We start from the raw sequence: 12198 nt of genomic DNA, 5'->3' as shown, positions 1-12198 counted from the left end.
GCTTTCAGGCTGCTTCGGGCTTTCAGGCTGCTTCGGGCTTTCAGGCTGCTTCGGGCTTTCAGGCTGCTTTGAGCTTTCAGGCTGCTTTGAGCTTTCAGGCTGCATGGGCAGCATTTCGGCAAAGACAAAGGGTGGTTCGGCGGCTGTGGTGTCGGGCTGGTTTTCAGGCTGCCTGCGGGCGTCGTGCCCGTTGTGATCGTCGGCCAGCTGCCAGCCGTGGTCGCGGATTTCGACGTGATCGCCGAAGGGGCGGTCGCGGCGTTGCCCGCGGCCGGCGAAATGTTCGGCAAAGGCGGCGCTTTCGGTGGCATCAAGCGGGCTGTGGCTGAGGGCGTCGATGCTGAAGCCTTCGGCGTAGGCGGTGGGAGTAGGCGCGGGCGGCGCATAATCGGCGGCAAACTGCTGCCAGCTCTCTTCCAGCAGCCGCAGCAGGGTGGCGTGGCGGCGGATAAATTCCGTCAGCTGCTCTTTATCGGCCTGCGGCTGCCAGCTTTGCAGGTGGTGGGGGAGGATGCCGGTCATGGGTTTCTTTCGTAGGAGCAGGCAGCCTGAAAGGCGGTTGGGCGGTTTTCAGGCTGCCTGAAGGCGGTTTTTCGTTTAGCCGCGCGAACGGGCGATGTCGAAGTCTTCGCCGCTGCTGCCCATGTAGATGGTCTGGTTGCAGCCGGGGCAGGTCACTTCGCCGTCGCCGTCCACGCAGAAAATCTGGCCGCAGGAGCAGCTGGCCAGCCCGTAGCGGGCGCCGCAGTGGGGACAGCCACCGCCGCCTTCGAGCATGGAGGTGGAGACGGTTTGGGTGTTGGTGCGCTGATCCGACCATTCGGCAAAGTCGCGCTCGGCGGGATAGGCGCCGGCGTAGCGGTAAACCTGCGCCGGTTTTTTGTTGAAAAAGGGGATGTGCCCCAAATCGGGCAGGCGCTCGTATTTCATCAGATAGGGCAGGCGGCTTTTGGCGCACAGGCCGGTGATGATGACATAGTTTTCGTCCACCGCCGCCGCGTCGCCGAGGTCTTTAACCAAAGAGAGTAGCGGGTTGCCGCCGGCAGGGGCTTTATCGAGCGTGAGCGGGGCGTCGATGCCCAGGCTGCGGCTTTGCGCGGAAACCGACTGCGAAATCCAGCTGATAAAGGCTTTGAAGTCGGCTTCGCCTTCGGTGTTCAGGCGCAGGGTGTGGCGGCTGATGCCGCTTAGGAGCGACAAATCGGCAAAGGGGCCGATGCCGATGGAAACCAGCGTGGCGCGATGGTCGAAATCACGCCGCCAGCGCTCGAGGGCGGCCGTGGGGTCGTCGGTGGCTTTGCCGTCGGACATAAAATACACCAGCGGTTTGTAGTCGCCCTTGCGTTCGGCGCTGCCGCGCACCACCTGGCGATCGATTTCGTCCATCAGCACGTCCAGCGCCTTGCCGATAGACGTGCCCGAACCCATCGGCAGCCGCGGCGGGTAGAAAGAAAACAGTTCCACCAGCGGCGCCAGCGTGCGTGCCACGCCGGCAAAGGCGATCACTGAAAGATGCACCGTTTCCAGCGCGTAAGGGTCGCTGCGCAGCGAGGTGAGCAGCGCGTCTATCCCTTCCTGCATGCGGCGCAGGTTGTCGCCCGCCATACTTTCGGAAATGTCTATCACTAAAAAAACCGGCAAACGGCGCATGGAAAAACCCCCAATCGGAAAAGAAACGGGATTGTGCCACAGAAGCCGCCGCGCGGCATGGCATAATCGCCGCTTCCGCCGCAATCCGTGAAGAAAGGAAGCGATATGAAAAAAATCCTGTTTGTCTGCCTGGGCAATATCTGCCGCTCGCCGCTGGCCGAATACATGATGCGCGACACCGCCGCCAAACGCGGCCTGCCGCTGGAAACCGCCAGCGCCGGCACATCCGGCTGGCACGACGGCGAAGGCATGCACTGCGGCAGCGCCGATATTCTCGACGGCCTAGGCATCGCGTCCAACGGTTTTACCAGCCGCCGCGTGCGCGAGAGCGATTTGGACGAATTCGACTACATTATGGTGATGGACGACAGCAATCTGGCCGATATGCAAGAGCGCTTCGGCCGCCGGCCGCAGCAGATATTCAAAATCACCGACCTGGTCGGCAACCGCCCCTACGACCATATCCCCGACCCGTGGTTCACCCGCAATTTCACCCAAACCCGCGACCTGCTGGCCGCCTGCTGCGAAGAAATCGCCGACAGGCTGCAGGATGGGCGCTTGTGAGATGGACGGCGCTGCCGTGCCGCCGCCGTTTTGCAACACACAAGGCAGCCTGAAAACGGTTTTCCCGCTTTCAGGCTGCCTTGTGGAGCGAAACGGTAAATGAAGTCGCTGGAAAACACACTTTACTGAGCCAAACGGCAAGCGCGGTTTCAAATCCAATGGCGGCGATGGCTGCCTGATTTTTGCATAAGGAAAGAAAGATAATGTTTAGCCCCCGCAAATTGTTTTCCAAACCGCTGAACGCAGCTTTGGCGGCATTGCTACTGGCAGTGGCTGCGCCTGTTTGGGCGGATAACCAAGCACAAATTGAACAAGCTGTGGCAGCTTATGATGCCGGAAAGTATGAACAAGCCTTTCGTTTGTTCCAGCCGATCGCCCGGCAAGGTAATGCCCAAGCGCAATACAATTTAGGCGTAATGTATGAACAAGGAAAAGGTATGGCGCAGAACAATAAACAAGCGCTAGCGTGGTATCAAAAAGCTGCTAATCAAGGACATATTAAGGCGCAAAACAATTTAGGCGTAATGTATAGCCAAGGCAAAGGCGTGGTACCGAACAATCAACAAGCCTTTGTTTGGTATCAAAAAGCCGCCAATCAAGGATTTGCCGGGGCGCAATATAATTTGGCTATGATGTATAAAGACGGTCTTGGTGTGGCACGGAATTATCAACAAGCCTTTGCTTGGTTTCAAAAAGCTGCTAATCAAGGATTTGCTCTAGCACAAAACAATTTGGGCATGATGTATAACAACGGTCTTGGTGTGCCGCAGAACTATCAACTGGCAAAGGTGTGGTTTGAAAAAGCTGCCAATCAAGGAGATGTTAAGGCGCAATATAATCTGGGCAGTATGTATGAAAACGGTCAAGGTGTAGCACAAAACTATCAACAGGCAGCAAAATGGTATCAAAAAGCCGCTACTCAAGGATATGCTATGGCTCAAAACAATTTGGGTGCAATATATGCAAACGGTCAAGGCGTGGCGAAAAATTACCAACAAGCCAAAGCATGGTGGCAAAAAGTGCTGGCGCAGCCCGATACGGCAGACAATGCCGAAGCCAAGGCGCTTGCCCGCGAAAATCTGCAAAAGTTAAGAACAATGGGCATCCGCTAAGCGCCCCAATATTCAGGCAGCCTGAAAAGCATGTTTGCGCTTTCAGGCTGCCTTTTTATGGTTGGGATGTTTTAGGCGTTTCAGGCTGCTTCCAAATGTTCCTGATCGTGCAGGCGGCGGATTTTGGTGATGGTTTCGCTGTCGGTATCGTCGATGCGCAGCAGGAAGACTTCGGTATTGCGCGGGCGCACTTGCAGTTCGAAAGTGCGGAAGTGGTGCATGTCGATGCCGTGGTTGCGGCCGATCAGCTGCCACAGCAGCAGGCCGATCCAGAAGCCGTGGCCGAAAACGGTGTAATTACCGTCGGACAGGCGGCGGAAATGGGCGCGGGTGTCGGCGATGCGGCGGTAGAACGATGCGAAGCTGTCGCAGTCTTCGCCGTCGCGGTAGTCGGGATCGTTGCGCTGCCAGTAGGCTTCGGAGAGTTGTTTGAGCCGGGTAAAGTTTTGGCCGTCGATATGGGCGAAGGAGAGATAGTTGAATTCGTGCAGATCGTGCAGCACTTCGGCTTTCAGGCTGCTTTGTTCGAGGTAGGGGCGGGCGGTTTGCTGGGTGCGCAGGTAGGGGGAAACGAATACGGCATCGGGCTGCGGGGTGTGTTCGCGCAGCCATTGGGCGAGGCTTTGCGCTTGGGTTTGCCCGAGTTCGGTGATGGGGATGTCGGCGTTGCGGTAGGTAACGAGTCCGCCGTGCGAGGGCATGGCGTTGGCGGCGCTTTGGGCGTGGCGGATGAGGTAGATGTTTTTCATATTATGTTTTCCTTTCGTGTTTGATGGGCGGGGCTTTCAGGCTGCCTGAAAGGGGGTGGAAAAAAGTAGCCTGAAAACCTAGTTTCGGTTTTCAGGCTGCTTGGGTTCAGACGTTTACTGCTTCGGCTTTTTCGTTGTATTCGTCGATTTCGTTAAAGTTCATATAACGGTAAATCTGGTCGCCCTGTTCGTTGATGATGCCGATATTGGCTTGGTATTCTTCAACGGTGGGGATTTTGCCGAGTTTGGAGCAGATGGCCGCGAGTTCCGCCGAGCCGAGGTAAACGAAGGTGTTTTTGCCCAGACGGTTGGGGAAGTTGCGGGTGGAGGTGGACATTACGGTGGCGCCTTCGCGTACCTGCGCCTGGTTGCCCATGCACAGCGAGCAGCCGGGCATTTCCATGCGGGCGCCGGCGCGGCCGAGTACGCCGTAGTGGCCTTCGTCGGAAAGCTGGTGGGCGTCCATTTTGGTGGGCGGCGCCATCCACAGGCGCACGGGGATGTCGCTCTTGCCTTCGAGCAGCTTGGACGCGGCGCGGAAGTGTCCGATGTTGGTCATGCACGAGCCGATGAACACTTCGTCGATCACGGTGCCGGATTTTTCCGACATAAAGCACACGTCGTCGGGGTCGTTCGGGCAGGCGATGATGGGCTCTTTGATGTCGTCCATGTTGATTTCGATGACGGCGGCGTATTCGGCATCTTTATCGGCTTCGAGCAGCTGCGGATCGGCCAGCCATTTTTCCATGGCTTTGATGCGGCGCTCGAGCGTGCGCGGGTCTTTGTAGCCGTCAGCAATCATGTTTTTCATCAACACGATATTGGACTGCATATACTCGATAATCGGCTCTTTGTTGAGCTTGACGGTGCAGCCGGCGGCGGAGCGTTCGGCGGAAGCGTCGGTCAATTCAAAGGCTTGTTCGACTTTCAAATCGGGCAGGCCTTCGATTTCGAGAATGCGGCCGGAGAAGATATTTTTCTTACCGGCTTTGGCCACGGTGAGCAGCCCTTGTTTGATGGCATACAGCGGAATGGCGTTGACCATGTCGCGCAGGGTTACGCCCGGTTGGAGCTTGCCTGAAAAACGCACGAGCACGGACTCGGGCATATCCAGCGGCATCACGCCGGTGGCGGCGGCAAAGGCCACCAAACCCGAGCCTGCGGGGAAGGAGATGCCGATGGGGAAGCGGGTGTGCGAGTCGCCGCCGGTGCCGACGGTATCGGGCAAGAGCAGGCGGTTGAGCCAGGAGTGGATCACGCCGTCGCCCGGGCGCAAGGCCACGCCGCCGCGCGTGGAGATAAATTCGGGCAGCTCTTTGTGGGTTTTCACGTCAACGGGTTTCGGATAGGCGGCGGTGTGGCAGAAAGACTGCATCACCATGTCGGCGGAGAAACCCAGGCAGGCGAGGTCTTTGAGCTCGTCGCGGGTCATCGGGCCAGTGGTGTCCTGCGAGCCGACGGTGGTCATGCGCGGTTCGCAGTAAGTACCGGGGCGCACGCCTTGGCCTTCGGGCAAACCGCAGGCGCGGCCAACCATTTTTTGCGCCAGCGTGAAACCGGCCTTGCTCTCGGCGGGGGCTTTGGGCAGGCGGAATTTGTCGGATGCGGGCAGGCCGAGCGCTTCGCGGGCTTTGGCGGTGAGACCGCGGCCGATAATCAGGTTGATACGGCCGCCGGCCTGCACTTCGTCGAGCAAGACTTCCGATTTCAGGGCAAATTCGGCCACGGTTTCGCCGTTTTTCACGATTTTGCCTTCGTAAGGCAGGATATCGACCACGTCGCCCATTTTCAGCGCGGAGACGTCCACTTCAATCGGCAGCGCGCCCGAGTCTTCTTGCGTATTGAAGAAAATCGGCGCGATTTTGCCGCCGAGACACACGCCGCCGAAGCGTTTGTTCGGTACAAACGGAATGTCCACGCCGGTATGCCAGATAACGGAGTTGGTGGCGGATTTGCGTGAAGAGCCGGTGCCGACCACGTCGCCGACATAGGCCACGGGATGGCCTTTGGTTTTGAGCTCTTCCAAGAGCTTGATCGGGCCGACTTCGCCCGGCTTGTCGGGATTGATGCCCTCGCGCGGGTTTTTCAGCATCGCCAGCGCGTGTAGCGGAATATCGGGGCGCGACCAGGCATCGGGCGCGGGGGAGAGATCGTCGGTATTGGTTTCGCCGTCTACTTTAAATACGGTAACGGTGATTTTTTCCGGCACTTTTTCGCGCGAGGTAAACCATTCGGCATCCGCCCATGACTGCAATACTTCTTTGGCATGGACGTTGCCTTTTTCGGCTTTTTCCTGCACGTCGTGGAAGGAATCAAACATCAGCAGCGTGTGTTTCAAACCTTCGGCGGCGATGGGGGCGAGCTTGTCGTTGTCCAGAAGCTCGATCAGGGGATGGATGTTGTAGCCGCCGAGCATGGTGCCCAAGAGTTCGGTGGCGTATTCGGGGGAAATCAGCGGGCTTACGGCGCTGCCTTCGGCAACGGCGGCAAGGAAGGAGGCTTTCACTTTGGAAGCGTCGTCCACACCCGGCGGCACGCGGTGGGCGAGCAGATCGACCAGAAACTGATGGTCTTCGCCTGCGGGCGGGTTTTTGAGCAGTTCGACCAGATCAGCGGTTTGCTGGGCGGAAAGGGGCAGGGCGGGAATGCCCAGAGCGGCGCGCTCGGCGGCGGCCTGGCGGTACATTTCTAACATTTCGGGTTCCTTTTCGTTCGTGTTTTTCTTGTGTGTCGCACACTCGGGCGAACCGGGCGCTTAGACGCTTGCATCATAAACTAATTTTACAAAACTTGGCAAATCCTTAATGGCGGCGGCAGGGGGCGAAAAAAACCATAATTTGCCAAACAAAAGCCGTTTTCAGACTGCCTGAAACGGCAGATGGGGGCGGGGCAGCAGTTTTTGCAAGTTCTGCTCGCATTGCGATGCCAGCGTGTGCAGGTCGGTGCCGCGCAGAGCGGCCGCCGTTTCGGCGATGCGACGCAGATTGGCCGGCGTATTGACGGTGTTGCCGAGCATAAACGGGCTGTCGGTTTCCAGCACGATGCTCTCGGCCGGCAGTTCGGCGGCGGCGCGCTGCGCCTTGCGGGCATTGGGATTGAGCAGCAGCGAGCCGATGCCGATCAGCAGGCCGGCGTCAATGAGCGCGCGTGCTTCTTCCAGGCTGCCTGAAAAAGCGTGGGCAATGCCGCCGCAGTCAAACGCAGTTTCGCGCAGCAGGCGCAGAATGTCGGCGGTGGCGCGCAGATTGTGCAGGATAAGCGGCCGGCGGTAGCGCTGCGCCAGTTCGAGCTGGGCGCGCAGCGCGGCCTGTTGGACGGCTTTGTCCGGCATATCCGGCCGCGGCAGGTAGTCGAGCCCGATTTCGCCCACCCACAGCTGCGGGTTCTGCCGCAGCATGTCTTCCAGCTGCGCCAAACGGTCGATGGTGGTTTTCAGGCTGCCTGAAAACATTTCGCCGGCGTGCCACGGATGGATGCCCAGCGCCAGCGCGCGCACGCCGGCGATGTCTTTGAGCGCCAGCACCCGCGGCCAGTCGGCAGCACAGGCGGCGGGAACGACAAAGCCGCTAACGCCGGCCGCATGAGCCTGCGCCAGCGTTGCCGCCAGCTGCGGCGAATCGGGACAAACGGCATCGCCCGCCAGCAGCGGATCGGCCAGATGGCAATGGGTATCGGTAAGCATGGCGCGATTGTAGCGCAGGGCGGCTGGCGGGCGGACTATCGGCGCGATATGCCGCCCGATTTTTCAGGCTGCCTTCGGCAAGACAAAGGCAGCCTGAAAAATATGCCCATCCCGTGGCGGGCGGGCGCCGTTTTCAGGCTGACTGCGGTTTATCAAAGCTGCGGCAGACGTTACAATGCCGCCCTTTTGCGATTTCAAACAAAGGCCGAACCATGACCGTAAAAACCCGTTTCGCCCCCAGCCCCACCGGCTATCTGCACATCGGCGGCGTGCGCACCGCGCTGTATTCCTGGGCGTTTGCCAAACACCACGGCGGCGAATTTCTGCTGCGCATCGAAGACACCGATTTGGAGCGCTCCACCGCCGAATCGGTGCAGATTATTCTCGACGGCATGAAATGGGTGGGACTGGATGCCGACAACGAACACCGCATCGTTTACCAGACCCAAAACTTCCCGCGCTATAAAGAGCTGATTCAAAAACTGCTGGCCGACGGCCACGCTTATCACTGCTATTGCAGCAAGGAAGAGCTGGCCGCCATGCGCGAAAAAGCCGAGCGCGAAGGCACCGCCACCTACGATCGGCGCTGGCGCCCCGAGCCCGGTAAAACCCTGCCCGAAATCCCCGCCGGCCGCGAGCCGGTTGTCCGCTTCAAAACCCCGATTGACGGCGTAACCATTTGGAACGACTTGGTAAAAGGCGAAATTTCCATCCCCAATTCCGCGCTCGACGATCTGATTATCGCCCGCGCCGACGGCACGCCCACCTACAATTTCTGCGTGGTCGCCGACGATTTCGATATGGGCATCACCCATGTAATCCGCGGTGACGACCATGTGAACAACACTCCAAAACAAATCAATATTTTCAAAGCGCTGGGCGTGAATCCGCCGCAGTACGCCCACCTGCCGATGATACTCAACGAGCAGGGGCGCAAAATTTCCAAGCGCAGCGGCGACACCGTTGCCATCACCGAATTCGACAGCCTGGGCATCCTGCCCGAAGCCATGCTCAACTATCTGGCACGGCTGGGCTGGGCGCACGGCGACGACGAATTTTTCACCATGCGCCAGTTTGTCGAATGGTTTGATTTGAAAGACGTGTCTTCGTCCGCCAGCCGCATGGACATGAAAAAACTGTATTGGATCAACGGCGAGCACATCAAAGCGGCGGATAATGCCGCGCTGGCCGAGCTGGTACGGCCGCGCTTGGAACAACAAGGCATCGTCCCCGCCGAGCGCCCCGCGCTGGCCGACGTGCTGGCGCTGGTCAAAGACCGCGCCCAAGATTTGAACGCGCTGGCCGACGAATGCGCCTATTTCTACCGCAAAGCCGTCCCCGCCGAAGCTGACGTTGCCAAACACTGGGACGACGAAGCTCCCGCACGCATGCAGCGCTTTGCCGCCAAACTCGAAGCGCTGCCCGAAGGCGATTGGACGGCCGAAGGCATCCACGCCCTGTTCAAACCCTTCTGCGACGAAGAAGGCATCAAAATGGGCAAACTCGGCATGCCCCTGCGCCTGGCCGTCTGCGGCACCGCCAAAACCCCGTCGGTCGATGCCGTGCTGGCGCTGATCGGCAAAGAAGAAGTACTGCGGCGGATGCGCGGTTAGACCGCTACTATTGATAAAAGCAGCCTGAAAACCGGGAGAACCAGTTTTCAGACTGCTTTTTTGTTCTTTTTGCTCCGGTAGCCAGCGCATCGCCATGCCGTAAACGAACCGTGCTGATTATCGCCCACCGCCTGCCTATCTTACGAATGGCGTACCGTATTATCGTCGTGGACAAAATTCAGTTAATATAGTATATTTGATTAATCTAAGTATTTATTATTGCTGAGATTTGTATATTTATAAGCTATGAAAAAATCTTTTCTTGATTTCATTATTTTTATTCTGGTAAGTATTTTTTGGATATGGGTATCTTGCAGCACCTTTTTATTTTCTAAGCCATTGTATTTGACACATACGGAGAACAACCCAAATTTTTATATTGATTCCACAGGAAAAGGAACAAAATATTTAAAACTAGATAATGGAAAATACAGTATATTATGCGATCGAACTGTAAATGAAATAAGAGAGAGCATTTGTGATGCTGAAATAGAAAAAATTGAGCATGTAACGTTAGTTATTGCCTATTACCAAGAGAATGACGGCAGAAAAATTATTTCCAGCTCGCACTTGAAGAAATTAAGCTACCAAGATAAAAATAAAATCCTAAGGGATTTTACTGTTTCCGACAGAATAGTGGAGTTAAATAAGCAATACAGCCTATTTTACAATAAATATTTAATTTTCTTTATGATGATAATAACTTATACGCCCATAATAACAATGCTCTTCCATGTGGATAAAAAATTTAACATTACCGCGCTTGTTTGTCTGGGTTCAATAATGATTTTATTATATCTTTTTCCAAGTATTAATTAAGTATGTGATTTTTTATTTGCGTAACTTTAAAGTATAGCAAGCGGACTGTAGGGTTGCGCACCGCGCACCATAAGCAATAAGCGGCTGCTGGTAAATGATAAATGGTGTGCCCCCTACGTTTGGAAATCCAATGAAAAAGGCAGCCTGAAAGCCGCAAATTCGGTTTTCAGGCTGCCTTTGCCTATTCGCGCAACGGCTAATCCGTCTGTGCAAACTGTTCCGCGCCCAGTGGTTCGCGGCCGATTAGGGCGGCGAAAGGAGAAGTGTCGGCGCAGGAGCCTTGTTGCAGCAGGCGGATGCTGTCGGGGCTGAGAAAACCGTTACTCAGAAGATTGGTGAGCGGCAGCATGGGTTTGAGCAGGGTTAGGGGAATGGGCAGAATTGTGGCGGGGGCTTTGCCGTGCAGGGTGCGGCGCAGGATGGCGAGATAGCCGGCGAGCGTGGTTTTTAGGCTGCCGGCCATTTCGACAATGCTGCCGGACGGGGCGGACAGCAGCGCGACCAAGCCGTCGGCAACATCTTCGGCGTGTACGGGCTGCAAGTCGAAGGCGCCTCCGGCGGGCAGGGGCAGAACGCTCAGGCGGGCGAGTTTGATAAACAGCTCGCAGCTGGTGCCGCCGCGCCCGTACACTACCGACGGGCGGGCGATGGCGGTGTCGATGCGTTCGGCCACGGCATCGTCGCCGCGTCCTTTGCTGGCGAGAAAGGGGGCGAAATGGGCGGCGTCGGCGCCGAGTGCGGAGAGCTGCACCCAGCGGCGCACGCCGGCTTCCCGCGCCCAGGCGGCCAGCAGGGCGGGTGTGCGGTGGTGGACGGTTTCCAAAACGCCGGCATGGCGGCTCATCACGCCGACGCAGTTCACCACCGCATCGCAGCCTGCCAACAGCGGCATGGCGGCATCTTGGCGCAGGCGCAGCAAATCGAGGTCGGCATGCGGCGGGGTGCGGACGCTGTGGCCGGCATCACGCAGACGGCGGGCGGTGCGGCGGCCGATAAAGCCGCCGGCGCCGAGCAGCAGGATGTTCATGGGGCTTCCTTGTGTTTGGGGATGGGCAGTCTGAAAAGGGCTGTCGGCGGTTTTAGCTGCGCAACTCCGCTTCGCTACGCAGGCTGCCTTTGGGCTTGAGCGGGAATGTTAAGCGCCAAACATTTGGTTTTCAGGCTGCCTGAAATTGGCGTAGCCATTGGGCGGCACGCTCTTGCACGGCTTCGCTGGTGTGGATATTGGGCGCGGCGGCTTGCTGCAGCAGCCGGATAACAGTCGGGCTGGGTGTGGGATTTTGCCGCAGCAGAAATTCGGCATAGGCAAGTTTCTCGTCGCCGCCTTTACCTAAGGCTTGGCGGTACCAGTATTCCGCCCGCCGTGTTTTGCTGGACTTGTCCAATAAATCTGCCAGATTGCTGACGGCAGACGAATCGCCTGCGCGAATGGCGCGGCGGTACCAGCGCACGGCTTGGCAGCAGTTTTGCGCGGTGCCTTGGCCGTATTCGCAGCACACGGCAAGCAGGTTGTAACAGTCTGCTTCGCCTGCGGCTGCGCCGCGCTGCAGGCAGGCGAAGGCTTGCATCCAGTCTTCGTTTTGGTAGGCGGTTAGGGCGTTTGGATAGTGGGACATGGGGATCTCCTTCGGCGTGGCAGGCAGCCTGAAATAGTGTGGCCGGATTTTCAGGCTGCCTGCGTCCTAGTATTTCATCATCAGCCGGCGGGCGGTGGCGTTTTGCTTGGTGCAGTAAGCCTGCATCTGCTGCGGGTTGTTGCGGATGCGGCCGACTTCGCGGGCGCGCGGGGCGGTGAAGGCGTGCAGCCGGCTCTGAACGGCTTCTTTTTGGGCGGCGTATTTGCCGGCAACCAGCGCTTCGCAGCGGTTTACCGCGCGCAGGTGGGCGTCGAATTTTTCCGGCGGCAGCACGTCGGACTGCCGGTTCGGGCAGGGCATGGTGAAGACCATGATTTCCATATTGTCGCGGAAAATTTGTTCGCATTGTTCCAGCTCGCCGGCGGCAGCGAT

General features: G+C 57.7%; 12 protein-coding genes. 4 read left to right on the top strand and 8 right to left on the bottom strand.

Annotation, left to right across the window (positions count from 1 at the left end):
- A partial coding sequence (locus tag MB824_RS00080) for a hypothetical protein (RefSeq protein ID WP_238744757.1) occupies positions 1-522 on the bottom strand: 522 nt, incomplete at its 3' end.
- A gap of 75 nt (positions 523-597) precedes the next feature.
- The gene (locus MB824_RS00075; RefSeq protein WP_238744756.1) at positions 598-1626 is read right to left on the bottom strand and encodes a TerY-C metal binding domain-containing protein; all 1029 of its coding nucleotides are present in this window, start codon (positions 1624-1626) and stop codon (positions 598-600) included.
- A gap of 129 nt (positions 1627-1755) precedes the next feature.
- Here MB824_RS00075 and MB824_RS00070 point away from each other — a divergent pair, with 129 nt between their 5' ends.
- Complete coding sequence (locus MB824_RS00070) at positions 1756-2214, top strand: low molecular weight protein-tyrosine-phosphatase (RefSeq protein ID WP_238744754.1); 459 nt, start codon at positions 1756-1758, stop codon at positions 2212-2214.
- Between the two features lie 203 nt (positions 2215-2417).
- Positions 2418-3326, top strand: a complete 909-nt coding sequence (locus tag MB824_RS00065; RefSeq protein WP_238744752.1) for an SEL1-like repeat protein — start codon at positions 2418-2420, stop codon at positions 3324-3326.
- Between the two features lie 80 nt (positions 3327-3406).
- Here MB824_RS00065 and MB824_RS00060 read toward each other — a convergent pair whose 3' ends face one another.
- The 3 genes from MB824_RS00060 to MB824_RS00050 form a co-directional block, all read right to left on the bottom strand.
- On the bottom strand, positions 3407-4075 hold the full coding sequence (locus MB824_RS00060) for a histidine phosphatase family protein (protein ID WP_238744750.1): 669 nt from the start codon (positions 4073-4075) through the stop codon (positions 3407-3409).
- A gap of 106 nt (positions 4076-4181) precedes the next feature.
- Positions 4182-6770 (bottom strand): bifunctional aconitate hydratase 2/2-methylisocitrate dehydratase, encoded by a 2589-nt coding sequence (acnB, locus tag MB824_RS00055; protein ID WP_238744748.1) that lies wholly within the window; start codon positions 6768-6770, stop codon positions 4182-4184.
- Between the two features lie 162 nt (positions 6771-6932).
- Positions 6933-7757 carry a TatD family hydrolase gene (locus tag MB824_RS00050; RefSeq protein WP_238744747.1) on the bottom strand — a complete coding sequence of 275 codons (825 nt, stop codon included), beginning with the start codon at positions 7755-7757 and terminating at the stop codon, positions 6933-6935.
- Positions 7758-7969: 212 nt separating this feature from the next.
- Between MB824_RS00050 and gltX the strand changes: the two genes are divergently transcribed.
- The gene (gltX, locus tag MB824_RS00045) at positions 7970-9370 is read left to right on the top strand and encodes a glutamate--tRNA ligase (RefSeq protein WP_238744746.1); all 1401 of its coding nucleotides are present in this window, start codon (positions 7970-7972) and stop codon (positions 9368-9370) included.
- 345 nt (positions 9371-9715) lie between these two features.
- Positions 9716-10189, top strand: coding sequence for a hypothetical protein (locus tag MB824_RS00040; protein ID WP_238744745.1), 474 nt, complete (start codon positions 9716-9718; stop codon positions 10187-10189).
- A 196-nt stretch (positions 10190-10385) separates the two neighbouring features.
- Here the strand turns inward: MB824_RS00040 and MB824_RS00035 are convergent, their stop codons facing one another.
- From MB824_RS00035 to MB824_RS00025, 3 genes are all read right to left on the bottom strand, one after another.
- A complete protein-coding gene (locus MB824_RS00035) occupies positions 10386-11216 on the bottom strand; it encodes an NAD-dependent epimerase/dehydratase family protein (protein ID WP_238744744.1) in 831 nt (276 codons plus the stop codon).
- Positions 11217-11346: 130 nt separating this feature from the next.
- Positions 11347-11805, bottom strand: a complete 459-nt coding sequence (locus MB824_RS00030) for a tetratricopeptide repeat protein (RefSeq protein ID WP_238744743.1) — start codon at positions 11803-11805, stop codon at positions 11347-11349.
- Between the two features lie 66 nt (positions 11806-11871).
- Positions 11872-12198, bottom strand: a 327-nt coding sequence (locus MB824_RS00025) for a hypothetical protein (RefSeq protein WP_238744741.1), incomplete at its 5' end; no start/stop codon positions are given.

It is taken from the genome of Kingella pumchi (genome assembly GCF_022288825.1).
GTDB classification, from domain to species: Bacteria; Pseudomonadota; Gammaproteobacteria; order Burkholderiales; family Neisseriaceae; genus Kingella_D; species Kingella_D pumchi.
The sequence above is the reverse complement of the archived record's forward strand: the minus strand, read 5'-3'. Positions and strand labels throughout refer to the sequence as shown.